We start from the raw sequence: 25,342 nt of genomic DNA, 5'->3' as shown, positions 1-25,342 counted from the left end.
GACCTTTGATCTTGATATAGGTCTCATCCATACGCCAACTTTTGGAAGTGCGCCGATGGCGCTTACGCCATAGAGCCCGCATAATCGGTGAGTAATGTTGTACCCAACGCATGAGGGTTGTGTGATGCACGAAAATACCACGGTCGCGCATCATTTCAACTAGATCTCGATAACTGATGTTGTAACGCAAGTAGTAGCCTACGGCAAAAGTAATCACTGATTGATTGAATTGCCGTCCTTTAAAATGATCAGTCATCTGAAAACCTCCAGTTTCAATTCATGATACAGGATGCACTCTCCCTGAGTAAACTTTGCACCAGAACCGTTTTCATATTTCATTGTCTTTTATTTCTTGTGACTGACCTTCGATCCGTCGATTGTGATGATCGCAACTTCATTCATTCTTTCGCCTTCTCATCAAAAGATTATGCAGCCCGGTAGTGCCGCGTCCAGCTGCTGAAGCTCAGTCCCACCAGGGTATACCCTGGTGGGACATTTTCGGAACCCGTCAAATTAACGTTTATCGTGTCCCACCAGGGTGTATTATCAAAGAAAAAGAAATTTCCACGGTTCGGTACATGTGTATGTACTTATCGGAGAACCCCATCTATAATAGAAGTAAATAGTCGGAATCGCTTAATCAGAACACAACGACGGGAGTGAAGGCATTGGCGAAAACAATCAGTAAGCAGCAGAAATGGAACGCAGCTCACCGAGAAGCGACCCGGATTGCTAGCGATCGAAGTGCAACCAAGCGCTTCATCCAACGATACGCCACGGCTGACGATCTCGTTGCAGTTGAGAAAATGGTACAAAGCCAGCGCGCAGCATTGAAGGAACGTGAGGCAGAGGCGATCCGGCTGTTGGATCTGTATGCCGGGGTTATCGGGCACTCATCAGATGATCAGCCTCCGCGAGGCTTTGATGTGATTGAGTCGGCGGACGTTATCACGGCCTCCTTTGAAGGCAAGTTCCTCGTCAAAACACCAGACCGAAGCAAGCTGGATCCGTTTAGCTTTGATTGGCACCAACGCGAAACGCTTGCAAGTGACCACCTGGACGCCTGGTGGCAATGGGAATCAAAGCTGCCGAGGCTGCATACGGAGAGCCGCATATTCCGCGCCTATCCGGTGGAGAAACGCGCTGAAATCGAAGCGGAGCTGGAGAAGCAGTTTGGCTATCAGCCAAGGTTCAAGGTTCGTTACAGTGCTGCGGCACTGACACGACGGGAAAATGAGTTCTTCAGCCCGTTCTCTGAAGAACCTATTATTAGATGGGAAGGCGCTGGCCGGGGGTACTGGCCAACCCGGCAGACCGAAGTGGTGAGCGGTAATCTTTCTCTGGTTGAAGATCAGCCCTGGGAGGAAGGACACCCGCCATTGCTGGAAACAGAAGTGCTGCGTCCAGCCTATGAGGCGCTAAGCAAAGAAGACAAACCTGTGTATGTACCAACAGACCAGGCCCCGGTGCTGAAGCCCAGAAAGTACCAGGCAATGAAGGTCACGCGACGCACGCAAAAGGATGGTACTGAACGAGAATACCGCAAACCCGCTGGCCAATATCGCGGTCTCAACCGCACGGAAGCGTACAAGGCTTATCGTAAAGATCACCCGCACGCGAACCTAGACAACATCGAGCTTGAGGAGATTTAGACAAAGTGGGCCAACTCGGCCCAAAGTTGTGCTGAAAGGTGGGGTAACTTTGGCAATCAAGGCAACGAATACACAGATTAAGGTCACAATGACGCCTGAGCAGCGCTTAGTGCTAGACCAGGTCAAAAGCACAAGTGGCGAACGAACTTCGGAACTTATCAATCGGCTACTCGCGACCGAGCTAGCCTTGCAGCAGGCCGGCCTCAACCACGACTTGCACGCTAAGCAGAGAGGTGGACACTAATGGCCAAAGTTGGTTATGCGCGAGTCAGCACGACAGATCAAAATTTGGCGCGTCAATTTGCCGCCTTTGACCAGGCGGGCGTCACGAAGGTATTTGCCGACAAGCTAAGCGGCAAAAACCTGGAGCGGCCGCAGCTCAGGGCGATGCTTGATTACATCCATGAAGGCGACGAGGTGGCGGTGCTTAGCGTAGATCGCCTGGGTCGCAATAACGCTGAGCTGAGCCAGGTCATCGGGATCATCAACAGCAAAGGCGCTATGCTGAACATCTTGAGTTTGCCTACTTTTAGCGAGATCAAGGAACCTAACTTGCGCCGCCTGATCATCAACATTTTCCTGGAGCTGAACAAATACCAGGCCGAGGAAGAGCGCAGAAAGATTCTGGAGCGGCAACAAGAAGGCATCGCCGAAGCTAAGAAACGCGGCGCGTATAAAGGTGGCCGAATCTTGTACTCCGCCGACGTTCAGAACGCCAAGAATCGTTTGGCCTACGAGCAGCTGGTGAAGCTTGTTGGCGAAGGCGTGCCCACAAAGGAAGTTGCGCGAAGAATCGGCGTCGCGCGCAGTACTGTCTACCGAATCATCAAGAGAGATCACCTCAAGGACTGATTACAGAAACGAGAACCGGTGCCCAGGTTGAGAAGACCAGGATGGTGGTTCTCTTTTTTTGATCCTTCAAGCCAGGCCACAGCCTGCACTCACAAACCGAGTGTAGGCTGTTCAACGTTATGTGGCGGCGCGCCCAGGGGGCCCTTGCGCACGCCACGGTTACTTTAGTCTCCTACTGCTGTTTTGCGGTCTTGCAAGAATCCAGAAGGAGTGATCAGTGCTTGCCCTGCTTCGCAGTGCCTGGCGTACCGCCAGAAGCCCGCCGCGCTTTTCTTCATCTCTCGCGCTACGCCTAACGCCGCTTCGCGGCTACACCGGAACCCTTCCACCGGCAAGGGGCGAAAAACTTTTGCAAACCCGGCAAAACTTTTTGCGCTCAGCCCACCCTTGCCGGTTCCAGGAACCCGGTGTTACGGCTACGACGTCGAGAGATGAAGAAAAGCGCGAATGCGCAGTAGAAGGTCGGGCCGGAAGCCCAGGAGGTAATCTGATGAAGACGACAATCAAAGTAACTCAAAATGCGGTTATGGTAACATCTGTGAAACTGGTGCAAACGAAAATACCGCTGTCATGGGCCGGGGTTCCTATCCTTGGCGAGCTCACGGCAACATACGTGGCTCAACAAATCATCGGCGACGATGCCAGCGAGAGTCTGTTGGTAATGTATCTAGATACTAAGAACCAAGTCATCGCCGCCTAACGCGTGTTCATTGGCACAGTCAACAAGGCCCTTGCCGCACCACGCGAAATCTTGCAATCAGCGCTGTTGTGCAACGCCGTGAGCTTCATCATGGCTCACAACCACCCCAGCGGTGATTGCACCCCATCGGACGCAGACCGAAAGCAGATGCAAGCCATGGAGCTAGCCGGGAACGTTGTGGGTATTAAAATGTTAGATAGTCTGGTCGTATCGCCAGAAGACGCCTACTCAATCAAGAGCGACGCCCACATGGCCTAGGAGGGGTAATCATGAAATCATACATCATCTATTGCGGGTATCAAATTCTGGGTGAGCAGGCCGATTGGTCGGGACACGTCAGCGCACAACGAGCAGGAGGCCCTTAGAGCGGGCAAGCGGAGCATTCTTGCACAAGCCGTTCGGCGACCGGACGAGTACAGCGTGAACGTTGCACTGGCCGACAGCCCGGAGCACGTACTCATCGGCATGGACTACATCGGATAGGAGGCGGACAGTATGAAGACGGTATACGAAGACGTTGTGAAGCAACCGGCCGACAAGCTGGCCCAGACTATGCAGGACATGACATACTGCTGGAATGAAACCGTGGTGCCCAAGAAGCACTACAAGAAGCTCCTCACCAAACAGCTAGAGGAGGTTGTCGCGGATAGCGTCAGCGTCAGCATGGTTAGCGCCTACTACAAGACGCTGGTGGAGTTCAACAAGGGAAACCGTGAATGGTACGTATCGGCCTTGTTGTGCATTGAGCTGGGCATCAACCCTAGTAAGGCCAGCCAGCAAGAGCTGGAGGCCGTCAATCGGGCCACGCTAGCGGCGCTGGCCGGGCCCGACGGCGGACTTTTGGCCCCCGACCTGAAAGCGGTATTTGACCAAGCAATGTTAGGAGCGTGAGCAAAAATGCCATTGAAATCAAGCATTCTAAGTTACCAAGACCGGGGCCGGTGGGGCAAGAGCAGTTACCGAGGTAACGTATCAGGCCACGTCATCAAAGACTTACTAGAGACGTATCGGCCGAAGAAATTTGTGGAGGTCTTTAGCGGTGGCGGCACGGGCAAGGACGTAGCTACCGACCTTGGCCTCACTGACAGTGTTCACCTAGACCTATTGACCGGCTGGGACGCGCTCAAGGACGACATGCCGGTGCAGTCAGACCTTGTGTTCTCGCACCCGCCGTACTGGGACATCATCGACTACGCGACCCAACGCGGCGCCTACGACCCGGACGACCTATCAAATGCCATGCCCTACGCGGACTTCATCAAGGAGCTAGACATTATCAACGAGAAGATATACGACAGTCTGGTCAAGGGCGGACGACATGCTTTCCTAGTCGGAGACGTTCGCAAGAAAGGCCACTACTACTCGATTATTAAGGACATGACTTGGTACGGCGACCTAGAGTGTCACCTCATCAAGGAGCAGTTCAACACTGTTAGCGGGCGGAAGAGCTACGGCGGGACGTTTGTCCCTATCGCGCACGAGCACTTGTTGGTATTCAAAAAGGGCGAAATCTGGCAGGTCAACATCAAGTACACCAAAGACTTCACCCGAACAATGGCCGACATGCCACACGCAACTTGGCGGGACCTCATCTATTCTATTGTCAGGGGACGCGGCGTTACGAAGCTGGCCGACCTATACGACGCCTTGGCCAAGACTGCCAAGGCGCAAGGAAACCCTAACTGGCAAGCAAAGGCCCGACAGGTGGTGCAGGACGAACGCTATTTTGAACGTGTCACACGCGGCGTGTATCAAGTGGCGTAAGAGGCCCAGCGGGAGCTGGCCCGTTTCCTTCACATTGAGACCGTGTTATAATATAGACAAGCGAAAAGGCACCCCACAAGGAGTGCCCTTCCACAGCAGAAGCCGTTTAAAGAACGGTGGTACAAAAGTCACAAACTAAAGCCGCGACCTCTCGCCAAAGTTGAAGCGGCTTTTAGTTTGCTCATTTTTTCCGGCCGAAGCCGGTTGCTTTCATCAGCTTGCGCACTGCATTGACCAATCGCGTTACCGCGAGGACAAGCAGAGCTAGCGCACTGACAAAGGCCGTGATTGTCGCCAAAGCGCCAATCAAAAGCAAACCCGTACCTCCTTCCGTTGGAATTAAAGGTTATGAACCTTACGCCCATAAGCCTCACCTTCTCCCGAATATGAAGATACCACCGCTCATTAACTTTTCTGCTTCCTATATTAGATCACAGATGCCGTCAAATGCTTAGAGCCACAAGCGTTTGACGGTATTTGATTGCCATCTCACCGGGTAGCCGCCGCGCGGCCGAGGGAGCAGTGCGGCGGCCGTCCCGGCTGGGAGGGCGGGGGCCACGCCCCCTCACGCCCTCCGGGCAACACAGATCACGAAGCGAACGATCAAAAGGATGCAGCATAGTAAACGGTACGGCAAAACCCAGCCGCACTCGTTTGTCGCCTCCAGAAGCTCCCTCGGCCGCGCGGCGGCCTGAAACTACCAAGAACGGGTAGTTTCAAAGGCTTGCGCTGCTGTGCAGCGCCTGGCGATCTGCCAGCAAGACCTGGCGCCTTTCATTGGTTCTCACGCTCCGCCTACCGCCGCTGCGCGGCTACACCGGAACCCTTCCGCCAGCAAGGGGCGAAAAACTTTTGCAAGCCCGGCAAAACTTTTTGCGCTCAGCCCACCCTTGCTTGCTCCAGGAACCCGGTGTTACGGCTACGACGTTGAGAGTCAACGAAAGGCGCAAATGCGCAGTAGAAGGTCGGGCAAAAGCCAAGGAGGGCAAACATGAGAACACTAGCAGATTTTTACAGCGTGATGGCCACAGCGGATTATGGTGAGGAAGGCGAGACGTTCGGCGGCGATGGATGCGGGCTATACGTGTTCGGACTGGTGGCCGTCAGCACCGTTGAAAAAGAAGACAGCGTTCAGGTCACGGTCACATCACCTTATTCCTCAAGAATCTATGAGCAATCAACTAAATCTGATTACACCCAAATCCTTGACGCAATCGAAGATGCTCACGTTTCGACATTTTAGGAGGCAACCAAAATGGAAATCGCAACCTTTGCAAAGCTGGTAGAAGCGTATAACGGCGAAGATGAAAGTTTAGGGAATCTGCTTGATGCTGAGTTCTACAACATCGTCGTTGACCAAGGCCTAACCTCAACTGAAGAGGTCATCTTCAATGGTATTGTTCAAGACTTGTCGTTTACTTCAGCCACTGAGTCTACCGACCCCGGCGCTAATCAGGCGACTGCACAGTGGCAAGCAGAGATGGTGGCGGACGAAGGCCGGGAAATCAAACGAATCTTGCGAAAGGCCGCTTCAGAGTGGGACGCACTCAACGAGGTTGAGAGAGACGAGTACCTGCCAGCCAACTTTTTCTGGGAAGCACAATAATAGGATGCCGCCGTTGAGGCGGCTTTTTTCTATGCGCTAATGACGATTGAACGTGTTCCCCGAAGGATATAATGGACAGAAAACCCGCCGAGGTGTATACTACGTGTATACGAGAGGGGCGATTCAGAATGACAGTCAAAGCCAGATCAGTTGGAAACTCTGTGACGCTGACAGTACCAAAGGAACTTCGCGTCGAAGAAGGACAGGAATTTGACGTGCAACGTAAAGCCGACGGAGCCATCGTTTTTACCCCAAAGCACCGCAACCCATTTGAAGGTGAATGGTTCAAAGCAGACCTCAAGCAAAACGACGTACTGGGTGACCAGGAGGTGCTGGATAGTGAGTGGGACTGAGTACATTCCGCACAAAGGCGACATCGTGAGTGCCAGTTTTGACCCCAGTGCTGGCAAGGAGATTCAGAAGCGCCGACCAGCCCTAGTCGTCAGCAATGCCCAGTACGCAAAATTAACGGGCCTTGCGGTCGTGTGCCCGATTACTCATGCAGACAGCAACCGATTCAGAGACACCGGACTGCTCATTCCACTTCACCAGAAGAAAACGGAAGGGTACATCAACCCGCTTCAATTTCATACGTTTGATTTCCGTCGTCGGCGATTTGAGCGGATCGAGACCGTTGCAACCGACACGCTGGCGCAAGCGTTACAAACAATCAACGACGTAATCAATGCTACTGAACCCCGGAAGCGTGGCTCAGTCAAAGGCTGACTAATATCAGCCTTTTTTGGTGTCGTCAGAGGCGATTCTGACGCGTTTTTGTGCGAGACGGCGAACAACTATGCGGCAACGGCCTCAAAATAGGGCAAAAAAATAGCCCCGCCGCCCGCGTCGGCGACGGAACTAATGCAATTTTGAAGCATAATCATTCACCATGCGTAAACAGGTGTCGTCATCATTTTAGGCTGAATTGCCCAGTCTTATAGTTGATTTTAACGCCCGCCTGCTGGTTAAAGACCCAGAGGTTCAGGCGCAGACCGTTCGGATTTTTGAGGGACTGCACAATCACGTGTACGCCACGCGGTACCAACTCCGATCCACTATATATGGGTATGGCCTGGTATGCGACCGCTTCGTCCTGGTGCGCTTGCAGGTAATTTCGTGTGAGAGTCTCAGGATAAGCCATGCCGCCAGGGTTACGCATGTCGTTGGTGCCCACATTTTGCGCCCGCGTGCCAAGAATCACGTTGTGGGTTTGCATGTCTCCATTGAGTGACCAGGCGACCAGGTGCGACTTGTTGTACAAGTATCCCCGGTACCCCGTGAGTTGCACAATGCGGTTGTTATTGATGCCGCCATGCCACCCCTTCTCTACTGAGGCTTTCGTTGCCGTGTATTTGGCATGCAAATACTCGCCAGAAACTCGCGTTTCTTCTGGGAAGGCGGGCCGGCTGACAACACTACTGTTGTGAAACATCATCGACTGATAGGTAACGATTGCCGTCACGCCCTGGGTTCTCCCGGCGCGATCAAGAGTCGAGTAATCAGTCGTCGCTGTGATATAGCTAGGCTCCTTCAAGTCACGGCTAACAGTACGCGCGAACACGCCCTCAAACTCCGGTTTGTTGTCCTTCACCACCATGTAGTTCTGCGGATACTTTTTAATGCTGAAGGGTGTCTTGATTAAAGCGTTGTCGGCCTTACTGTTCTCCACCGTTGCTCCTGGGAGGAGGCTTGATATTCCATCCACCGCCTTACAGCCACTGAGTGCGACCAGGGCCGCACCCAAGGTCAAGAGGCGGCCCAAATACTTCGTCTTCATTGTTTCCGGCCCCCTATCGTCCGGCTGCTTGTGCGGCGGCCTGTGCGGGCTGCTGAGCTAATGCCGGAGCTTGCTTTTGCGATGCCTCTGCCTTGACGCCTGGTGCTTGCTGGTACTTTCGCTCGTCTTCTTTATCAACGGCGCTATAACCATAGGTCTTGATCAGGTAGGCCATCTCCTGCGGTGAGTCAGCCTCAAACAGACCCTTATTGAGCTGATTCGCCTGTACCGCTTTTAAGCGATTGTCACCATCTTGGTTCCGTTCTTGAATCACCTTCAGTGCGTTCTCTTCGTCCTTCTTGGCATAAATCCGGTCGATTACGCGGGTGGGAAACCCGCTCTCGTTTTGCACCTGCTTCAGTCGGTCGTTCCAATCTTTGATCTCATACCTTACCGGTTTCACGCCCAGCCTTTCGTACTGCCCAGCATATGACTTTATCTTGGTGATCACTGCATGTTGCATGGTTGGATCGAGGGCCGGATCCAGGCGCTTGACCAGCGCCTGATAATCCAGACCATTTTGGCCGGTCAGGTCGTGCATGAGACCGGCCAGCTGGCCAGTACGCTCTTCATATGCTTCACCGGCCGCCATTCCGTCGCTGTGAGTGAAACCGCCTTTCAGGCCAAACCAGTTGTTGACCTCCTTGTCGTCATGAAAGTTGGTTTCTACTTTATCCAGTGCGGCGAGCGGCTCCCATGGAACACCAGCGGTGGCGGCCTGCTGTTGCAGAACCTTTAGGCGTTCCTGTGGAATTGCCAGGTTATCAACCATGAAGTGCCCGTATGGAAGGGTCTCCCCGGTTTTGACGTTCACAAAAGCGTGTTTGTTGATCATCTCATCAAAGAAGCGGTGCCCGGCTGGGTCATTGTCTACACCAAAGCCGACCCGTTCGGGAACGGCGCCAGTGCGGGAATGAAAGTATGCCATTGCTTTTGTGACGGTCTGCGGCTTTAGTCCATCCATCGCAAAGAACATCGTGTCCTTTGTTTGCGGGTGCAGACTCAAGTACGATAACGCGTCGATTGGCGACTCAAAGACGTACAGTTGTTTCGGCCGACCGATGGAGAAGTTGAAACCGTAGTCCTGCTCTGAGTTCTTAGCAATCTGCTTGAAGGTACCGCGTGGGCCGTTGCGTTTCTTGTCGATCGTCGTTCCCTGAATCGAAGCGCCAACGCGCTCACCATCATGTGCCCAGACAAACACCGCGTTGCCCTTGCTGTCCTGTTGAATGAAGCCGCGCTGGTGAAGCTGATCCACAATCGAGGGATTTAGACCGCGTGCCAGCGTTAGGTAATCGCGAGCCTTGGTGAAATCTTGAGAGTTTTGAATGTCGTACTTAAACGGTTGCCGGTCTTCAGCAGCCACTTTGGTGGTGGAGAGACTGTCGTCGTTTAATGCGGTCACTGCCTTTTGGAAGTTATCGACGCCGACAACCTTCATCATGAAGTCGATGGTTGACCCCCCTACCTGGCGGCTGTTCCAAATGAATTGGTTCTTTCGGGCATTCACTTTCAGTGAATCGTGCTGATCCCAAGACCAATAATCACCTCCGTCATGTACCAAGTTCACGCCATTCTTGGCGGCAACATCAAGGATGGAAACTGCCTTGGCATGCAAGATCATCTTCTCCGTGATGCCCTTGTTAGCGGACTTTGGTTTTGCTTTTTCTACCGTCTGTTCTTCCCAGCTAGCCAGGTAGTGCGTGTCCGGCGAGGAATGCGGCAACTCACTCAGCAACGGGTTGTTTTCCCATTCCTTCAGCGTGTTTTGGCTAAATTCCAGGTGGCTCTGTGGCCCGCCGTCCTTAGCAAAACTGGTCAGTTGTAAATCTACATCTGGGCGGCTACTCTTCGTCAGTGTTGCATACAATCGCTCTTCACCATTAGCGTCTACCTGGGTAATCTTGAGTGCTTGCCCGGCGTGTTCGCGAAGCTGTTTGAACCACCATGCGCTGGCCTGATCAGATTTAATCATGATTTCATCCAGGTTCCCTGTCGCCGCGTGTGGTACCTCCGGTACGATTGATGCCGGGTCTCTTTGTTCTGAATGTTGAGGCTGCGACTGATTGGATGCTGGTGCAAGGGTGACGGCTGGCGTAGCCGCCACCACTTCATAACTGCCATCACGTACGACCTTCCGCTGCGCTGCGGTCAGATCCTGGCCTTCCATGACCAGTGCCTTTCCAGACTCAGCGACCAGGCGTACAACGCCCGTCGCGGCATGAACCTGGCCCCATGGTTCAACGTGCCCGTCGGTTACATCCAGCCCTGGGAAAAGGCCAAGAAGGTCGTTGTGATCGACGCCACGGGTTCCCATTTTATATTGACCACTGATGATACTGCCGTTGCGCAAAAAAAAGATGCCTTCACGCGGGTTAGTCGTCAGTTCATCGCCAATATCGGCCAAGTATTTGAGAATTTGATCATCAGTGACCGGTGCAATCGTTGCTTCTGTTGCCATCTGTCATTCCTCCTTTTGAGCACAAAAAAATCGCAACCTGATTGGCTGCGATCATCGTTCAGGGCCATAGCCCTGATTCTGCTGACGCTGGTGGTCAGCTTCTTTTTCATCCTGCATTCGTTCATAGTCGCGTTGTGCTTTCGCACGCGCCTTCATGTCGCCGGAAAGAGCCCGGCGGATTGACGACAAGGCTTGGAAGATGCCCTGGTTCGGCTGGCCACGCTGGGCCTTGTGGTAGGAGAACCCGTTCGGATGATCCTTCCTATAAACCGCGTCGTCTGTCTTTCTCATCTCGCTCAGGATCGAGTTGCCCATCCTGGCGTACAGCTCGTCGTACTTACCGTGTTCATAGTCCTTGGCCCGTCCAGCCTCCTTGCCTTCTTGACCAGAACCATACAGTGCCTCGCGAAAATCCGTCTCAGCCTTCAGTGCCTGATCAAACTCTTGCAGCTTGCTTCCGTGATACCGCTGCATGAATTTTGAGCTAAAAGCGTCTAGTAGCGGCCGGACTTCCTGAAGTGCGTTCATGTTGTACTTCCATTTTCGCTTGTCGTCGGGAAGCGCCTTGTAGATCTGTTGGTACAACCGCAGCAAGTCAAAGTTCGGGAGCTTCCCCCAGTCATAGTCATGCTGCGGAAGTTCGTTACGGATCAGGCTGGAAAGGCGAGCAAGCGATTGATCCCGGTTGATTAACTCATTTGCGATTGACGACTTAAAGGTGGAAATTGTCGAGCGCTTAATCATTCCGTTTGCCGCTTCTTTTGCCTGCCCCTCGGAATCATGAATCATGATACTCTGGCGGGTTGGTTCGGGTTCAACAAAAGCAATATGCACGTGAATGTTGTCGGTATTAAGGTGAATTGATGCTGACCACACCGCCGTGTTGGCTAAACCTTCATTGATTAGAAGACCACTCATGCCATTACGAATTGTCTGTTGTATTTTCTCCTGGTCGAGCTGCTTGCTTTGCAGATTATAAAGCCCGTGGTCTGCGAGAAACCGGTTATCGAAACTCACTACAGTTTGCCACATTAGCGAGCCGTTTTTCTGTGCGAGCGCAAACTGTCGTTTCAGCTCGGTGCGTTCCTCCTGCGTTAAAGAATCCTTACCTGCCGTGAACAGCCCTTTGCTCTTTTCTGGGTTATTCATGTAATGGTTGTAGCCGTCGAAACGGTTAACGTTCCAGTCCTTGAAGTGATCACCGCGCATTGCGTCCGGCCTATCCATGTAGTTCACGTAACCGCTGAACTTCTTGTCGGGTGCTGGGACAAATTTCATTACGGTCACGATGCCAGGTGACTTACTCATCACCATCACCCCGCGTCGATCTCGTTAGCTTATCCTTACGTGCGACCTGGTAAGCATGGATCTGATCTGCGACCTGCTTCTGTGTTGCGGTAATAGATTCCGCCATAACATCGGTCACCGGAATCGCGTCTTCCATGCCACTGATAATCAAATACGAGTTGAGTAAATTGGTGAGCACCCGCACGTTCTTATCGACATAACCCGTCCGAATACGAATTGGATCAAGCTGAGGTTTAACCTCCTTGGCGATTGCTTTTGCAAGGTTCTCTTGACCAGCAACCTGCCGTTGCAGTTGCCGATATTCTATAAAGAGATGTTGCAGTCCATCACCAAGCGTACGGATGCCATTTTCCTTCATGTAGTCGGCTAGCCACTCCCAAGACAACCCATTCTTGGAGGTGTCCTCAAGCACGATGTGCTTACGAACTTTTGTCATAGCCCCTCCTGTTTGTTGCCAAGAACAGCGACGAAACTGTTAATGGCTTTTGTCGATTCCGCAATCACCGTTTCGGCTTTGCGCAACGTTTCCTCCAGGCTTTCCTTGTCGTGATCGCTGAAATATTGCGACGCCGAGGTGTGGATCAGTTGTCTCAGGAATTGCTCTCTTGAGACTCCTTTTTTTGACGCAGCGTCGTCGATGACCGCTAGATCTGCACTACGAATGTTGCGAATGATTGTAGTTGCCACGTTGCCTCCTCCTTCCATATAAGGGTGCACTGTTTTCTACTGCCGCTTGCGGCGGGGCGGTTCAAAGGTCTGGCTGGGGCGAAAAGCCCAAGCCATTTGAAAGAGCATAATAGAAATCTGCTATCACATTGTGATAGAACCCGCAGTGCGGGTTGATTCTGGGTGATAGCGGAATTAGGCCCTAAAACCCACGTTATAGCCCGCTACGCCCACGGACCCAAAACACCTAAATCCACGATTCAAGGGCCTATGCCCACGCATTTTCAGCAAGGCCCACGATAACCCATGAAAAACCCACGGGGATTTTCATGCTATTCCAACTGCTTCTGGTACTTTTCGCGCGCAATGCGTGCAGATTTAATTGATTTTTGTGCAGATGCCCGTTCGGTTTTCTGCGTCTTTAGCGAGGTTTCGGTGTCCGAAATCTTCTGTTTTGTTGCGGCCTTTTGCGATCCGGTTTGAACGGAAAGCGACGCTTTCTGCTTCTTCAAAGTAGCCTTGAGCGTTGCGATATTGGCGTCAGCGTCCTTCACTTTCTGACGGTAGGTAGTGATGCGCTTGCCGTAGAAATGAACCATGTAGGTGAAGTATTCCTGCTCCAATGCGCGACTCGATGGTGTCGAACTATGATCAGAAAGAGTCACCTTTTGGATACTGATTGGCTGAGAAGATGACATGGAAAGGCCGCCGTTCAGTTGCTTGTTTGTGCCAATGGCAACGTACAGACTCGTCTGCTTATCAGGTACATTCTTCACGACCAAGGCGTAGAAATCTTCGCTTACCTGAACCAGTTTTGCTGGTAGCTTTTCGCCATTACCAGCACTACGAGTGCGCACGTTTGCGGTGATTGGTTGCAGCGGATCAATCTGGTTATCCTTCACATAGAGGTTCAACTGATACGTCGTTTTGTTGGCGTAGCGTGACGCCCCAGCGAAAGTGAATTGGTTGTCGCCTTGGGTAAAAGACTGATCTGGTTTTACGCCACTTGCTGTGCTGCTTTTGGGAAATAAAAAAGCCACTGCAAAGGCAGTGGCGACAACGACGATGATTCCTGCGAGGAGATAGATGAACTTTTTCTCGGCCCGATTCTGTGGCCTCATCGTGATTGTTGAACTAAAAGCACTCAACACTTCTCCTCCCTTCTACTGTTGGTTCATAGACACGCCAGGCTCCATTTCTGCGTAAACATACTCACTCCACTCGGTAATTTTCTCGTCCTTAAAAGTGAGGCGATAGAGGATGTCCTGCTTCTGTGGATTCGTGTTCCCGGCTCCGCTCAAATCGAATACCACCCGGACAGTTGCCTGGCGTTCATTGCCGTTTCCCGGCTGAATCTGCACGTCTCGGTTGTACCAGGTCGTGCTCCAACGGAAGTTGTCAGCGGCCATGCCGCCGGTCGGAACGACCACGAGGTCGTCGGCAATCTTCTTCGTTGAGATGGCCTCAATATCGTCGTGTTGCTTACGTGCATTCTCATAGAATTGTGTGTGCAATGTGACGAAAGCCTTCGCGCGTTTGGTGATTGTGTCGTTGCTTGCCTTCAAAGAGGCAAGCTCTTTTGCGTCCGCTTTTTCAGCTTGCGAGGTGCCGGAATCCTGCGGCGTTGACGTCGTGGTCGTCGTCTTGCCAGCGCCTTTATTCACCACAACATTGGTGCGCGGTTTTAAGGCTTCCTGATGAACCTGGTACCATCCGAACCCGGCTGCGCCGGTGGCTAGTACTGCCCAGGTTGCTAACCCAAATACGATTTTCCCATTTGCCATTTCCTAACTCCTCCTTATTTGACTCTGCCAAAGCCGGCAAAGTGTGCTTGCCAGTATGACGATGTGTAGGTAGCAATATTAACATTACTGCCCGCTGCGTTGATCATTTGCGTACTTGAAAGCACGATACCAACGTGGGTGATACGCGGCCCAGAATACGTGTGCTCAAAGAATATCAGATCACCGGCCTTCACCTCACTCTTGCTTAACCGCTTGGTGGCATCGTACTGATCCTGAGCGGTACGAGGCAAGGAAATTCCGGCCTTCCGTAGCGCCCATTGTACCAGGCCACTACAATCAAATCCGGTCGGGTTTGCGCCGGAGACGTTCGCGCCAAAGACGTAAGGCTTGCCGAGCTGTGCGCTTGCTGCGGCGTAAGCTTGATCAAAGTAGCTCATCTTGTCTCCCATAATCTTGACGTTAGCGTTGCTCGCTCCCTTGCCGGTGAGCAGCGCATCTGCGTCCGCCGGGGTCATGAATTGTTTAATGATAGAGGTCACGGCCGATAACCAGCCGGAGTTCAGATTTCCGGGATCGTTGCCAGCCCCAACTGGTGCATAGGCTTGTTGGAGAGCAGTCAGAGTGCTCAGCCCACGCACAACGACCAGGTTGTGAAGCGTGGCTGCGGTGCCGTCGATACCCGCCTCAATGCTGCTAAAGTGAATCACCTGGTTACCACTCATCTGACCACTGGGATTGTTGTCTACGCGGACAGCACGGCTGGTGCCCCAGCCAGACTCGTTAGCCATGATGGCGGCAAAAAGCGCCGGATTGACGCCTGCATTTTGCGCTGCGGCAATAGTGTACTGTTCCTGGTTAGCCAGCACGCCATGCCCGAACCCTTTATCCCAGGCAGCATGAAATACCGCCGCGTCGAAAGCCATGTTGGTCAGCAAGCCGCCGCTCCCAGCGTCAGCAGCCACGTCTTCAGCCTCTCGACCCATATACGCATCGACACTGGCGAGAATGCCAATCATCAGCGACAGCCCCAGGAGAAAAACCGCCGCACCCAGGCCAAGTGGCACTAGCCATTTACGCCAGCGCCATCCGACCCAAATGCGGCGCATTGCTGTGGATTGCTCCATAATCAAGCACCCCCTGCAAAGACCCGCAGTTCATCATCTGTGACCTGGAACTGCATGTGCAGCTTGCTCGGCCCCGTCAGTAGATAACACTCTCCTTTGTCAAAGTTGGGAATGGTCGCAAAGTCTTGCTCAGTCATAATGCCGCCGAACAGACGGCGTAGAATCCCAGGGTTCTTTGCCGTTTGAATGGTGGAAACGTCGTGCTTCAAAAGCACCTTGTATTGGCATAGAGAATAGATCTGATTGAGGGAGTTGACCGCCTTGACCATATCCCGATCAGAGACATTGCTGCCGTTCGGGAACATGCGCTCCAGGCGCTGCGTCGCTAGTACGATTGCGCCAAACATCTTGCGGTCTTCAGACATCAGCTTGACGAAGAAATCGGCCGCGAAGGCTTTATCAGTGTTCAAAATCGTGTGACATTCATCGACAATAATCAGCCAGTGCTGAACATCCTCCAGTGACTTTTCGCGATGGTCATAGGCTTTCTTCTCGCGACGCCCCACGGCCATGCAGTTGTTGTAGGAGTCCATGATGGCGTTGTAGATGGCCAGGTCTTGGATTCCTTCTTCCATCTGATCAATCGTATCAAGCTGATACGAGACCAACTGCACATCTTGAAGCGGTGGCAGTGACGAATACCCATCAAAGAGCTGGCCATACATCGTCGCCAGGCGGCGAAGCGTCAATAGAATCGTGTTGTAATACTTAGACATTTGGTCATCCGGTTCATCACGGCGACGTTCCTCAATGTAGGCGACAATATCGCTCAACGTCGGATAGTCCTCGCTGGCTAAACTAGTAATTGGCTTGGCCCCTTTATCCAAATAGCCGTTAGACTTGTAGTATTGATCGCAAAGCGTGCCAAATACACTTGCCGTCCGTGCGTCAGCGTCGCTATCAACCAACCGGTACTTAATCGAGAGGTTACCAATATGGGCCCGGTAGGAAGCCGTCACGTCCACGTCAGCGGTCTTTTCATCAACCGCGGTAGGATAAACTTGGAACATGTTAATCCGGCCTTGGCTCCCATCCAAATTGATTACGGTGCCTCGGAAGCGGTGAACCAGGTCGGCAAACTCACCAGAGCGGTCAAAGACACGCACCATATCCCCGCGGATTGCCCGCTCCCAAAGCATCTTTTTGATCGACGTCGATTTGCCTGAGCCCAAGTCGCCACTCAGGAACGTGTTGTAGTACGTCCGCTGCTGGCTGACTCGGAACATATCCCAGTACACGGTGCCGCCAGTAGGCGTATAGCCAAAGTACGACCCATACGGATCGTCCAGGCTAGTTTGGTTGTGGGCAAACCCTAACCCCATTACCTGGCCGCTCAATGGGAGCCCTTCGCGGCGACTGGGGAGCTGACGCTGCGCCGTCATCGGCAGAAACATCGACTGGTACTCGTCCGCATTCTCGTCCAAAAAAACAGCGCCCTGATAGGCGCTGCTGTCGAGTCGCCCGATCACTCGGTTGACCTTGGTATTCAATTCTTCAAGACTGCTAGCGTAGACGTAGACCCTAATATGCACCTGCTTGATCACCTCACCTTGCTTGTTGAGCGCAATGCTCAGGTCACGCAATGGGTCTAGCTCCTGGTCAATCAAGTCGCGTTCCGTTGTCGTATTGGCATGGGAGCGCTGCACCTCAAGCTCAGTTACTGAACCCTCAATGCGCTTCTTGTAGTTGAGGTTTTGATTGGTGAAATAGTCCACCGTGATGGTAACCCCGGCAATGCTGGTAATCTCCTTCAGCCAAAAGTCAGTGAACGTGTCGGGGATTTCATACACGTGTACGCAGGCCAGGTAGACGTTTCCTAGACGCGTGTAGTATTCATTGCGGGTGTCTATGCCCCCTTGCGGCTGAATGCGGTAAACAAACGAGTCATCCAGTCCTTTATTCTTCTTCATGTGCAATCACCCCCGGATTATTCATTAAGTGCAGCATGGTCTGCTTCTCTACCGTGGTTGTCGGTTCAAAACCGTAGATGCTGCTGTACTGCAAGGCTGATTCAATGTGTCGCTCAAGCTCTGGCACAGTGTCTCCAAATACCCAGATCCAGCTTGAGAGCTTGCGATAGTGACTCTCAAGATACTGCATGTTGAGCAATTCTCTTTGCAGCATCTCCAAACGGAACGGGTCGCGAGTGGTCTCGATCAGATGCCGAAAGTAATGCTGCTGAGTCTTGTTGGATTCCGGGAAGTTGAGGAAGACCTCTTTCACCGAAGCAGAATATTGGCGCATAAACTCCCAGGATCCGGCCTCAATCTGATCAGCCTCTTCAAGCGTCACGCGATCTAGGTCATATTTCTTAGGCTTGAACACCTCCGCATAATAGTCTGAAATACCGGCGTGTAGGGTGAGATACCCTTTCTCCGTAATACCGGTAACGGGGAATATCGCCGTCACCTTCGTCTTTTTATCTGCAATCGCAGCTGACTGTTTGTCTTGCTTTTGCTTGCGAACAGATACAGCATCAAAGGCCATGTTTCTCCCCCTCTCTAAATAGTAGACGCCACCGCGGGTTATCAATACTGTGGTAGACCCGGCGCGGCTTACGCAATACCTGCCAGATGACCTGGTAGGTTTTCTTCTCTGGAATCCCTGACGGCGAAACTAGGATATACGAGATTCCCGCCCCTAACACCGCCGGAAGTAGCTGAAGCACCGCAGGAAAGAGATGCGAGAAGGCCAGCCATGGAACCCCAGCCGCAGCAAGAATCACGAAGAAGTCGGTAATTGTGAGGTGGCTGCTGTACTGGTTCTTAATGTTGATCTTCTTTGAGAACTGAACTTGATGGTACATACACATTTACTCCCTTTCTTCCATATTTGGCTGGTGCGGTGCGTCATCCAACGCATGACCAACTGGGTGACGTTTGACCTCTTGGTTCGCTTCACGGATCAGCGCGCCTTGGTTTTCGCCTTGGCGATAGACCCGGTGCATGGTTTGCACCGTTGGCGACGTCATCAGCTTTGCTTGAGCACGCTGGCCAAGCGTTTGCTGCGTCGCAGCTTGCGGTTGATCACGCTGCAAGGCCGCCATCGCGCCTCGCGCTTGAGCCCCAGTCACGCCAGGCATCGAAGAAGCGATCACTTTTGGCACCTGGTGTTTAGTGCTACTCTCCGGTAAAGCGGGGGCCTTGCCAGCACCACTCTTTTGCGCTTGTAGGCGTTGCTGCGCAATCCCTGTCGGCAGCCCCGTCTTAGTCGAAATCCTCTTACCGTTGGCCAACGGCGGGTGGAACGGTACTGCTCCTAACTGCTTTCCATTCGGAACAGCTGCGGGTTGAGTGCCAGGTGCTCCCCCGCCTTCTGAAAGATTAGGCGCGCTCTCTGTGTCGCCCGCAGGCATTCCAGGTGCTTCACCGGTCACTTCTGGCCCCGACGCTTTGCCGGTACCAGGTGCAGCCGCAAGTGGTGAGGCCGGTAGATTAGGCTTGGATAGCAGCCCCATACCCGCGCCAGCAAGACCGGCACCGGCCACCAAACCGCCCTTGGCGACGTTTCCAGCCGTCTTGGCGACACCTTTAGCAAGATGCCCAGCACCGCGTCCCAACGTACCCAGGCCACGACTCGCGAACATCACGTTGGTCATGGTCTGTGCCATCGACGCAACGCCCGCGTCGATGCCAAAGATTGCCTGAATGATGTTCGGCCCGTCGATAATGAACAGCGCGGCCCCAATCATGGCTAAAATCTTGGTTCCCGGCGTTAGACCCGCTTGATTGATATACCCCAGAAACAGTCCGTAGAACTGAATTAGGACGTCTAGCAGGAACAGTACGACGAAACTGTCACGCAGCTTCGTGATTAACTGCCGATTGCGCTTGCCAGAGTCTATGTCAGTCAGGGCGATTCCTTGAGTGAGTAAGCCAATGAAGCCTATCTCCATCTCAATCTTGACGACTTTGAAAATAGTAATGATGGTCACCAGCAGCACGCAGATAATGCTGAAGAATAAGTACCACGGCGACCAGGAGTAGCGGTAGTAATGATCATCGAGCTTAAACATGCCGGTCATGTTGTGCAGCTCCCAGGTTCCATCTGAGTTCTTCGAGACCTGGTGAGTCAGGATGCTGTTCCCGTCAGAGCTGACCTGAGAACCGCCGTACCAGTGCCCGGTATCAACCTTTTCGTTGATGTTTAGGAGCTTCACATCGCCCATATCACTAATGGCGTTACGCTTCGCAACGCTAGGCAACGTCGCTGTCGTACCGGAATGCTTCCACCCCGCCTTGTCCAGTGAGTACACATCGGTAATGTAGCTTTTGTACAGTGATACCACCACCGGCGAGTCAACGGAGTTTCCAGCAATCCCGCTGTTGACTAGCCCTGTGGCCTGAGTCATAAAAAAGGTCGTTCCAAAGAACAGGAGAACCGCAACCAGAAAATTGTTGCCTTTTTCTTGGTAGTCAACGCGCTTATTGTGAATGAACATGAGGCCTGCCCAGGCGATTGCCACCGCGGCGAGCGCCCAGATTGCTGCATTGTAGGTTTTAAGAAAATTCTTGACCCCGCTGTACTCCCAGAAGTTGAGCAGCTTGTACATTTGGCGAAAACTGCTGCTAACTACATTTGTCAAAGTGGCGAGTCCCAGAATGATCACATTGCCAATGTACCGCAGGCCGTCACTGACCATGTTGGAGACATGCAAATAGTCACTGTATGCCCGTAGAATCTGAATGATTTGTTGATCACCCATGAGCTCCCTCCTTCTTCTCAAACTGCGCCAACTTGAACATCATCCGCAGCGCCTTATACAACTCAGGCTTATCCTCGCGGTGGCCAGCCAGATACGCCTGTGCCTGGCTCATGGTATTGCCACGCCAGAACGCCGCATTCTCATCGCTGTCGAGCCACTGCTCAGTCTGGTCATGAACCATTTTTAATTGGGCCTCTGTCAAGGCCACTTCGATAAATCTGCTATCCTCACTCACGAAGTCGCTAACGTTCTGTGTCAGCGGCTTGTCGTCCTCGTGGAGATCAGCAACAGGATCTTCCTTTTCCTTCTGACGTGTCTCAGCCGCTGCTTTAGCAGCCTCGGTACGACTCTCAGTGACTGTGACGTTCCCACTGCTGTCTTTCTGATAGGACGAATGAACGTTGTCGCTGCTGTGCACCTCAAACTGATCTGGCTCGTTCTTTAAGCGCTCCGCTTGGTCTAAAGTCGTGGTTGCGGTCTCTGCAAATTCATTCTGCGAGATGGTCAACCCATCGAGTTTGGTGCCCGCATGTGATGCCAGCTTGTCACCGTTGAGTTCTTCAAAGGTCTGCGGGTGATCAAAATCCTTCAGGTACTGATACTGAAAGAGCATGTGATCCTGGTCAGCCTGATTGGCGTAGATTGGCTTTGCGCTAATCTGCGTACCATCAAGGGCCCGCCGCTGCTTCCCACGGATCAACACCCACTCCCCTTCTTTGAGCTGGCTCAGCTCCTCAGGGGTCATCAAATCGCGAGCCTGTTCAGACTCGCTGTATGACTTATCCATGCTCATGGGATCGCCAGCCCGATTAGGTACGATAATGGTCTTTTTACCAAGCAGCCGCGAGAAGTATTCTGCGTCTTCTTTCCCATCGGCCAGGATGTCGTACTTATTCCCGCACGCCGACAACAGCGCCTCGGCACCGCGATCACCGTACTTATCCTTGAGCTGCGCGATAGATTGGAAGACCAGGTAGTAAATGAGACCACGTTGCAGGCCAACGTTCATATAGCGGCTCAGCCCTTCTATCGTCGGGATATTAGCCACTTCTTCTAGGACAAACTTGACGCGCCGCTTCAAACTAGACGTCTCAGACAGCGTGGCAGCCTTTGACAAGACGTAGGAAATCTGGCTGATCAGCGTTGAAATCAGTGAGTAGTTGGAATCGTCATAGTCAGGATAGACAATGAACAACGCGACCGGCTTGTTGCCGTTGGCAATATCCGCGAGATGAAGATCATTGGTCGCGGTCAACTTGCCGATTGCACTAAACGTATAGTTTTTGAGCTTGGCCATGGTTCCGGTGTAAATCCCGGCCCGTGTGATACCTTGCGAAAAGGTGATCGTCCCGTATTGCAGCTTTGCGGGGTCATTGACTTCCAGCTGGCTGAAGAACATATCCATCTTCGTGTCGCCGTTCTCGTCAGGGTTTGACCCTAACTCGTTTAGCATGACTGACACGGTGTACATCGTGACGCGCTCCGGTGTGTTCTTGATCTTGCAGACTCTGCACACTGCCAGGATCAATGCGTTGGTGAGCGCGATAGATGCCTCCTCCCACATTGGATCCTTAGCATTAGGATTGTGAAACAGGGAATAGCTCAGCGTATTACACAGAAGCTGAGCCTCATCATAATCACCCTTGTCGTAGGCTTCCCAAATCAGCGCCAACGGATTGTAGCCAATGGAATACTCGGGCGTAACCAGGTTGAACACGCGAACATCATAGCCGTGCTGCTCAAAGGCAGCCTTCGTATTCTTGACCATATCGCCTTTCAGGTCGGTGACAATGACCGAATCTTGCTTTGCTGCGCGCATAATCAAGTCCAGCACCGGGTATGTAAAGGTCTGGGTCTTACCTGACTGGGTACCCGCGACAACGGCAGCGTTAGTCTTGTTCGTGTCAATCAGGTCATATCCGTTCTTCGGGACGGGCCCGATTGTGCGTCGACCTTGCCTCTTCTCTCGTCTAGCAACAACCGCATCGAACGCTTTCTTCTGGCGAGGGCCACGGGAAGAGGTGACATGCAGGTTGAGTTTTTCGGCAGCCTCCGGCGTCACGTGCACTTGCGGCACGCCGGAGTACCCATCATAGATGGAGCCGTCGAGCGGTACCGCCACACTCTGCTCCACAAGATCAGATAACGGTGTAAAGGCAGCGGTGCCCATTGAGCCAAGGTTAAGATCACGGTAGGCAATACGCATTTGGTAAAGCAGCTTTGGCACCTTCACCAGCCACACAAACAGCACAACAACCGTAACGAGCCAGAATAGACCGCTTGTTGACGGTAGGAACCAATTCAACGGTGCAAACACGGCGCCGATTCCTGACGCGCTTGTGATCGTTTTACCCTGGTTGAAACTTGCCAGAGTGGCTTGAAAACTACTAAATAGGTACTCAAGCAAGTGGCTTGCCAAGCACCCCAGACACCATGAGATTAGAAGCAGAAAAGCCCCTGTACCGGTGATTACATCACGCCGCGACAAAAGGCTTTTCCATTGTTTATAGTCAATATTCATTTCGTCGTTTCACCCCCTTCGATCGACCGCGACGTGCTGCCACCAGAGCTGGATTCTGTCAAATATTGGCTTTCCGCCGATGGCTACTGCGGAGACACAAGTGACCGCAAGAACCAGTGACCAGGCGGCGGGAACAGTAGAAAGCACATAGCCAACCAGCAGTTTGTAAGCCACCACCACCGCTAGCGTAAAGGCCCCAAGCCCTCGCATGGAGAGGCCCAGTGCCGCATTGAGCAACTCAATTAGGGTCATGCCAGCAGCCAACAACCCAAAGATGATTAGTACAGCGACTTGGATCTGCGGAGTGACCAACAGCTTCAGTGCAAGCCAACTTGTTGCGCCTAGAAGCAGGAGATCAACGACTAGGTTGAACCAAGTGGCTAGCTTGCTGTGGGTCATCTCATACCGCAGCTGTCGCTGCTCTTCAGACAAATTGTCCTCAAACAGGATGGTGCCTTGCTTAATCCACACCCCCTGGTTGGTCTGAATCCCAACGACCGGCATTCCAGCGCGCTCCAGATCAAGAATGCTGTCGTTTAAGCGCCGCTGGAACGCCTCATTCGATAGTGCCGGGATTGTTTTGACTGCCTTCATGTCCTCAACTCCTAACTTCGTGCTAATTGCTTCGGCTTAGCAATTTGCTTGCCTGCGTCCTTGGCCTGCTGCGGTGCCAGCCCATCCTGGATGGACTCAATCAAGTCTTTTGAAACGCGCTGCACGTCGCCCATGATGGCGGCTTGCTGCTGCTCCTCGTTCCCTTCTATCGTCTTTAGGTTCTCTGTCCAGGAGGCAATGTAGGGCATCGCTTCTTCACTTGTGTCAATGCCCAGCGACTTGCTCACAACATAGCTGGTCATTTCGGCCTGGAACTCCATAATGTCGCGGTACTTATTTGACTTGGTATCCTTTAACGCCCAGAACTTTGATGCTCCCGCATGATCTGCATTGTGCATCTTTGCGTGAGCCAGCTCGTGGATTAAAGTGGCCGCATATTCGGGATCACCGAGATTGTTCTTCATCACAATCTCTTTGGCTTTGCCATCGACGTTGATTGTTGCCCCTTTGGCAGCCCCTAACTGGTAGGACGGAAACTCCGTCGTCTCGGGACTAGTCACCCGGATTCCTTCCTGCATGGCGACCACTTTGAGTGTTTCGACCGCCTTCTTGGTCCCTTCGGGGTTCGGATTATCAAGATCAAATGGCCGGTTCGGGTACAGGTCAGGGTAATCTTCTGGCTGTGCGTTGGTCTGCAACACATCAAAGACGTTCCCCAGGTTGTAAAACCGGCTCGTTATGGTCTTGAGTGCATCAGGGTCAGTCTTCACCCGCGCCTGTAATTCTTTGCTTAGCTTCGTAAAGCTCAAATACTGCTTGGAACTAGGATCGCGGTAGAGCTTCAAGTCGTGCGGCACCAGAATTTTGAGCGCGTGTTCGCCCTTCTGCACTGAAAAACCTTTATCCTTCCAGAACTTGAAGGAACCGACCAGCCCGGCCTGTTGAAACTGGGATCGAATCAGCGCCACGTTTCGAGGTGAATAGTGATACCCGGTGGCCATGAAATCCAAAAACGCCTTGCGCTCTTCCGGGCTACTTGACTGCAACTTGATCTTCGGCAAGGCGTCTTTTACGACTTTGGCAACTTCTGCTTTGATCTGTTCCGGGGTCTTTGGCGTATATGCCCGTTTAGCGGCCATTACTCGACCACCTCCGTCATAAAGCCTTCTCTCGTCAGGTAGGCGGGGCTTTCTGGTTCTACCGAATCGGATTGCACCTCGCGGCCAACCTCCCGGTAATCAATGCCCTCCTCGGTGCCCGCTTCGGCCATGATCGCCTTTAAGACTTCGGCCCGCTCTGGCGTCACAGTAATCGTCAAAGGCTCACCGGTGGCAACATCCTCACCAACCACCTTCTGCCCATCTACCGAAACCAACATGATTAAATCGTTATTCATAGCAGCCTCCTCTACCAACCCTGGTACGGCGACTGTGCTTGTGGCGTCGGTTGCTGAGTTGGGGCCGCTGACGGTTCTGGTTGCGGCTCTACGGGCTTAGGCTGCGGCTGTGGTGCTGGCTGGGCCGGAGCCTCAGGTGCGCGTTCAAATTCCGGCTGGATGGCCTGCTGCAGCGGCTTAGCGACCTCGCCTGGCTGGTAGACCCGGTAGAAGTCATAGCCCCTTAGGCGGTAGGAAACCGCCTGGCTGCCATCATCGCGCTTGAACTCACTGCTTTGGAAATAGCCATTAACCACAATCACGGCACCTGGCTCTACTTCGTCAAGGAAGCGGGTGGCCGCCTCACCAGAAAGGGTGAATGGAACTTTGTTCGTCTCGCTACGCCCAGTGTCAAAACTGCGTTCATTGGAGAGGTACCCGTTCACGTAGGTACGGCCGTTGCTATCATTACTTCGCGTCTCCGGCATTACACGACCCATAACGGTCATGTCATTCATCATCTTAGTCATT

Annotated in this window: 28 protein-coding genes and 1 pseudogene; 10 read left to right on the top strand and 19 right to left on the bottom strand. The window is 52.8% G+C overall.

Translation table 11 applies throughout. The annotated features are described in order from the left end of the window. Nucleotides 1–256 (bottom strand): annotated as a pseudogene (locus ACYVRZ_RS11880) (IS6 family transposase); the annotation flags it as partial. A 412-nt stretch (nucleotides 257–668) separates the two neighbouring features. On the opposite strand from ACYVRZ_RS11880, the gene ACYVRZ_RS11875 reads away from it, so the two are divergent. The 6 genes from ACYVRZ_RS11875 (at nucleotide 669) to ACYVRZ_RS11850 (ending at nucleotide 4,968) form a co-directional block, all read left to right on the top strand. Beyond that, nucleotides 669–1,652, top strand: a complete 984-nt coding sequence (locus ACYVRZ_RS11875; protein ID WP_461227102.1) for a hypothetical protein — start codon at nucleotides 669–671, stop codon at nucleotides 1,650–1,652. A gap of 243 nt (nucleotides 1,653–1,895) precedes the next feature. Beyond that, on the top strand, nucleotides 1,896–2,504 hold the full coding sequence (locus tag ACYVRZ_RS11870) for a recombinase family protein (RefSeq protein WP_054664864.1): 609 nt from the start codon (nucleotides 1,896–1,898) through the stop codon (nucleotides 2,502–2,504). A 490-nt stretch (nucleotides 2,505–2,994) separates the two neighbouring features. Continuing rightward, entirely contained in the window at nucleotides 2,995–3,204 is a 210-nt protein-coding gene (locus ACYVRZ_RS11865) for a hypothetical protein (protein ID WP_461227100.1), read from the top strand. 3 nt (nucleotides 3,205–3,207) lie between these two features. Beyond that, the gene (locus ACYVRZ_RS11860) at nucleotides 3,208–3,462 is read left to right on the top strand and encodes a JAB domain-containing protein (protein WP_461227098.1); all 255 of its coding nucleotides are present in this window, start codon (nucleotides 3,208–3,210) and stop codon (nucleotides 3,460–3,462) included. A 237-nt stretch (nucleotides 3,463–3,699) separates the two neighbouring features. After that, a complete protein-coding gene (locus ACYVRZ_RS11855; protein WP_461227096.1) occupies nucleotides 3,700–4,095 on the top strand; it encodes a hypothetical protein in 396 nt (131 codons plus the stop codon). Nucleotides 4,096–4,101: 6 nt separating this feature from the next. Then, nucleotides 4,102–4,968: a hypothetical protein gene (locus ACYVRZ_RS11850; RefSeq protein ID WP_125706265.1), complete on the top strand. Its 867-nt coding sequence runs from the start codon at nucleotides 4,102–4,104 to the stop codon at nucleotides 4,966–4,968. A gap of 181 nt (nucleotides 4,969–5,149) precedes the next feature. Here the strand turns inward: ACYVRZ_RS11850 and ACYVRZ_RS11845 are convergent, their stop codons facing one another. Then, nucleotides 5,150–5,284: a hypothetical protein gene (locus ACYVRZ_RS11845; protein WP_257793773.1), complete on the bottom strand. Its 135-nt coding sequence runs from the start codon at nucleotides 5,282–5,284 to the stop codon at nucleotides 5,150–5,152. Nucleotides 5,285–5,959: 675 nt separating this feature from the next. On the opposite strand from ACYVRZ_RS11845, the gene ACYVRZ_RS11840 reads away from it, so the two are divergent. The 4 genes from ACYVRZ_RS11840 to ACYVRZ_RS11825 all read left to right on the top strand — a co-directional run bounded on the left by ACYVRZ_RS11840 (nucleotide 5,960) and on the right by ACYVRZ_RS11825 (nucleotide 7,300). Further along, nucleotides 5,960–6,211 (top strand): hypothetical protein, encoded by a 252-nt coding sequence (locus tag ACYVRZ_RS11840; RefSeq protein ID WP_054663372.1) that lies wholly within the window; start codon nucleotides 5,960–5,962, stop codon nucleotides 6,209–6,211. Nucleotides 6,212–6,223: 12 nt separating this feature from the next. Next, complete coding sequence (locus ACYVRZ_RS11835; RefSeq protein WP_054663369.1) at nucleotides 6,224–6,574, top strand: hypothetical protein; 351 nt, start codon at nucleotides 6,224–6,226, stop codon at nucleotides 6,572–6,574. Between the two features lie 128 nt (nucleotides 6,575–6,702). After that, the gene (gene mazE / locus ACYVRZ_RS11830) at nucleotides 6,703–6,927 is read left to right on the top strand and encodes a type II toxin-antitoxin system PemI/MazE family antitoxin (protein WP_054663376.1); all 225 of its coding nucleotides are present in this window, start codon (nucleotides 6,703–6,705) and stop codon (nucleotides 6,925–6,927) included. Next, nucleotides 6,914–7,300: a type II toxin-antitoxin system PemK/MazF family toxin gene (locus tag ACYVRZ_RS11825; RefSeq protein WP_054663366.1), complete on the top strand. Its 387-nt coding sequence runs from the start codon at nucleotides 6,914–6,916 to the stop codon at nucleotides 7,298–7,300. The genes mazE and ACYVRZ_RS11825 overlap by 14 nt, the downstream gene beginning before the upstream one ends. A gap of 184 nt (nucleotides 7,301–7,484) precedes the next feature. On the opposite strand, the gene ACYVRZ_RS11820 is transcribed toward ACYVRZ_RS11825, so the two are convergent. The 17 genes from ACYVRZ_RS11820 to ACYVRZ_RS11740 form a co-directional block, all read right to left on the bottom strand. Next, entirely contained in the window at nucleotides 7,485–8,351 is an 867-nt protein-coding gene (locus ACYVRZ_RS11820; RefSeq protein ID WP_461227091.1) for a DNA/RNA non-specific endonuclease, read from the bottom strand. Between the two features lie 13 nt (nucleotides 8,352–8,364). Beyond that, on the bottom strand, nucleotides 8,365–10,812 hold the full coding sequence (locus ACYVRZ_RS11815; protein ID WP_461227089.1) for a DUF3991 domain-containing protein: 2,448 nt from the start codon (nucleotides 10,810–10,812) through the stop codon (nucleotides 8,365–8,367). A gap of 51 nt (nucleotides 10,813–10,863) precedes the next feature. Next, entirely contained in the window at nucleotides 10,864–12,120 is a 1,257-nt protein-coding gene (mobP2, locus tag ACYVRZ_RS11810; protein WP_225049389.1) for a MobP2 family relaxase, read from the bottom strand. Next, nucleotides 12,113–12,556 carry a hypothetical protein gene (locus ACYVRZ_RS11805; RefSeq protein ID WP_461227086.1) on the bottom strand — a complete coding sequence of 148 codons (444 nt, stop codon included), beginning with the start codon at nucleotides 12,554–12,556 and terminating at the stop codon, nucleotides 12,113–12,115. Before ACYVRZ_RS11805 ends, mobP2 begins: the two co-directional genes overlap by 8 nt. After that, nucleotides 12,553–12,807 carry a hypothetical protein gene (locus ACYVRZ_RS11800; RefSeq protein WP_054663354.1) on the bottom strand — a complete coding sequence of 85 codons (255 nt, stop codon included), beginning with the start codon at nucleotides 12,805–12,807 and terminating at the stop codon, nucleotides 12,553–12,555. The genes ACYVRZ_RS11805 and ACYVRZ_RS11800 overlap by 4 nt, the downstream gene beginning before the upstream one ends. A gap of 311 nt (nucleotides 12,808–13,118) precedes the next feature. After that, nucleotides 13,119–13,934 (bottom strand): ABC transporter ATP-binding protein, encoded by an 816-nt coding sequence (locus tag ACYVRZ_RS11795; RefSeq protein ID WP_125706254.1) that lies wholly within the window; start codon nucleotides 13,932–13,934, stop codon nucleotides 13,119–13,121. 15 nt (nucleotides 13,935–13,949) lie between these two features. Beyond that, the gene (locus ACYVRZ_RS11790; protein WP_461227084.1) at nucleotides 13,950–14,570 is read right to left on the bottom strand and encodes a hypothetical protein; all 621 of its coding nucleotides are present in this window, start codon (nucleotides 14,568–14,570) and stop codon (nucleotides 13,950–13,952) included. A gap of 14 nt (nucleotides 14,571–14,584) precedes the next feature. Beyond that, on the bottom strand, nucleotides 14,585–15,655 hold the full coding sequence (locus ACYVRZ_RS11785) for a C40 family peptidase (RefSeq protein WP_461227082.1): 1,071 nt from the start codon (nucleotides 15,653–15,655) through the stop codon (nucleotides 14,585–14,587). A gap of 2 nt (nucleotides 15,656–15,657) precedes the next feature. Further along, on the bottom strand, nucleotides 15,658–17,565 hold the full coding sequence (locus ACYVRZ_RS11780) for a VirB4 family type IV secretion system protein (protein WP_125706247.1): 1,908 nt from the start codon (nucleotides 17,563–17,565) through the stop codon (nucleotides 15,658–15,660). Further along, on the bottom strand, nucleotides 17,552–18,142 hold the full coding sequence (locus ACYVRZ_RS11775; protein WP_054663338.1) for a hypothetical protein: 591 nt from the start codon (nucleotides 18,140–18,142) through the stop codon (nucleotides 17,552–17,554). The genes ACYVRZ_RS11780 and ACYVRZ_RS11775 overlap by 14 nt, the downstream gene beginning before the upstream one ends. Beyond that, nucleotides 18,132–18,461, bottom strand: coding sequence for a hypothetical protein (locus ACYVRZ_RS11770; RefSeq protein ID WP_125706245.1), 330 nt, complete (start codon nucleotides 18,459–18,461; stop codon nucleotides 18,132–18,134). The genes ACYVRZ_RS11775 and ACYVRZ_RS11770 overlap by 11 nt, the downstream gene beginning before the upstream one ends. Before the next feature lie 6 nt (nucleotides 18,462–18,467). Next, nucleotides 18,468–20,360 (bottom strand): pLS20_p028 family conjugation system transmembrane protein, encoded by a 1,893-nt coding sequence (locus tag ACYVRZ_RS11765; RefSeq protein WP_125706243.1) that lies wholly within the window; start codon nucleotides 20,358–20,360, stop codon nucleotides 18,468–18,470. Then, a complete protein-coding gene (locus ACYVRZ_RS11760) occupies nucleotides 20,353–22,881 on the bottom strand; it encodes a VirD4-like conjugal transfer protein, CD1115 family (protein WP_056989277.1) in 2,529 nt (842 codons plus the stop codon). Before ACYVRZ_RS11760 ends, ACYVRZ_RS11765 begins: the two co-directional genes overlap by 8 nt. Nucleotides 22,882–22,890: 9 nt before the next feature. Then, on the bottom strand, nucleotides 22,891–23,475 hold the full coding sequence (locus ACYVRZ_RS11755; RefSeq protein WP_461227079.1) for a hypothetical protein: 585 nt from the start codon (nucleotides 23,473–23,475) through the stop codon (nucleotides 22,891–22,893). 11 nt (nucleotides 23,476–23,486) lie between these two features. Further along, a complete protein-coding gene (locus ACYVRZ_RS11750) occupies nucleotides 23,487–24,575 on the bottom strand; it encodes an ArdC-like ssDNA-binding domain-containing protein (RefSeq protein WP_054663324.1) in 1,089 nt (362 codons plus the stop codon). Beyond that, nucleotides 24,575–24,832 carry a hypothetical protein gene (locus ACYVRZ_RS11745; protein WP_054663320.1) on the bottom strand — a complete coding sequence of 86 codons (258 nt, stop codon included), beginning with the start codon at nucleotides 24,830–24,832 and terminating at the stop codon, nucleotides 24,575–24,577. Before ACYVRZ_RS11745 ends, ACYVRZ_RS11750 begins: the two co-directional genes overlap by 1 nt. An 11-nt stretch (nucleotides 24,833–24,843) precedes the next feature. Continuing rightward, on the bottom strand, nucleotides 24,844–25,341 hold the full coding sequence (locus tag ACYVRZ_RS11740) for a single-stranded DNA-binding protein (protein ID WP_461227076.1): 498 nt from the start codon (nucleotides 25,339–25,341) through the stop codon (nucleotides 24,844–24,846). Nucleotide 25,342: the final 1 nt, after the last annotated feature.

This window comes from Lacticaseibacillus suihuaensis (genome assembly GCF_054785075.1).
This window is presented reverse-complemented; position numbering and strand designations above follow the sequence as displayed.

Coding starts and splice junctions, on each gene's coding strand:
- mobP2 (WP_225049389.1), bottom strand. CDS start 12,120: ATGAGTAAGTCACCTGGCATCGTGACCGTAATGAAATTTGTCCCAGCA.
- ACYVRZ_RS11865 (WP_461227100.1), top strand. CDS start 2,995: ATGAAGACGACAATCAAAGTAACTCAAAATGCGGTTATGGTAACATCT.
- ACYVRZ_RS11785 (WP_461227082.1), bottom strand. CDS start 15,655: ATGGAGCAATCCACAGCAATGCGCCGCATTTGGGTCGGATGGCGCTGG.
- ACYVRZ_RS11850 (WP_125706265.1), top strand. CDS start 4,102: ATGCCATTGAAATCAAGCATTCTAAGTTACCAAGACCGGGGCCGGTGG.
- ACYVRZ_RS11820 (WP_461227091.1), bottom strand. CDS start 8,351: ATGAAGACGAAGTATTTGGGCCGCCTCTTGACCTTGGGTGCGGCCCTG.
- ACYVRZ_RS11840 (WP_054663372.1), top strand. CDS start 5,960: ATGAGAACACTAGCAGATTTTTACAGCGTGATGGCCACAGCGGATTAT.
- ACYVRZ_RS11740 (WP_461227076.1), bottom strand. CDS start 25,341: ATGACTAAGATGATGAATGACATGACCGTTATGGGTCGTGTAATGCCG.
- ACYVRZ_RS11755 (WP_461227079.1), bottom strand. CDS start 23,475: ATGAAGGCAGTCAAAACAATCCCGGCACTATCGAATGAGGCGTTCCAG.
- ACYVRZ_RS11770 (WP_125706245.1), bottom strand. CDS start 18,461: ATGTACCATCAAGTTCAGTTCTCAAAGAAGATCAACATTAAGAACCAG.
- ACYVRZ_RS11790 (WP_461227084.1), bottom strand. CDS start 14,570: ATGGCAAATGGGAAAATCGTATTTGGGTTAGCAACCTGGGCAGTACTA.
- ACYVRZ_RS11775 (WP_054663338.1), bottom strand. CDS start 18,142: ATGGCCTTTGATGCTGTATCTGTTCGCAAGCAAAAGCAAGACAAACAG.
- ACYVRZ_RS11870 (WP_054664864.1), top strand. CDS start 1,896: ATGGCCAAAGTTGGTTATGCGCGAGTCAGCACGACAGATCAAAATTTG.
- ACYVRZ_RS11805 (WP_461227086.1), bottom strand. CDS start 12,556: ATGACAAAAGTTCGTAAGCACATCGTGCTTGAGGACACCTCCAAGAAT.
- ACYVRZ_RS11780 (WP_125706247.1), bottom strand. CDS start 17,565: ATGAAGAAGAATAAAGGACTGGATGACTCGTTTGTTTACCGCATTCAG.
- ACYVRZ_RS11750 (WP_054663324.1), bottom strand. CDS start 24,575: ATGGCCGCTAAACGGGCATATACGCCAAAGACCCCGGAACAGATCAAA.
- ACYVRZ_RS11815 (WP_461227089.1), bottom strand. CDS start 10,812: ATGGCAACAGAAGCAACGATTGCACCGGTCACTGATGATCAAATTCTC.
- ACYVRZ_RS11745 (WP_054663320.1), bottom strand. CDS start 24,832: ATGAATAACGATTTAATCATGTTGGTTTCGGTAGATGGGCAGAAGGTG.
- ACYVRZ_RS11855 (WP_461227096.1), top strand. CDS start 3,700: ATGAAGACGGTATACGAAGACGTTGTGAAGCAACCGGCCGACAAGCTG.
- ACYVRZ_RS11760 (WP_056989277.1), bottom strand. CDS start 22,881: ATGAATATTGACTATAAACAATGGAAAAGCCTTTTGTCGCGGCGTGAT.
- ACYVRZ_RS11765 (WP_125706243.1), bottom strand. CDS start 20,360: ATGGGTGATCAACAAATCATTCAGATTCTACGGGCATACAGTGACTAT.
- ACYVRZ_RS11835 (WP_054663369.1), top strand. CDS start 6,224: ATGGAAATCGCAACCTTTGCAAAGCTGGTAGAAGCGTATAACGGCGAA.
- mazE (WP_054663376.1), top strand. CDS start 6,703: ATGACAGTCAAAGCCAGATCAGTTGGAAACTCTGTGACGCTGACAGTA.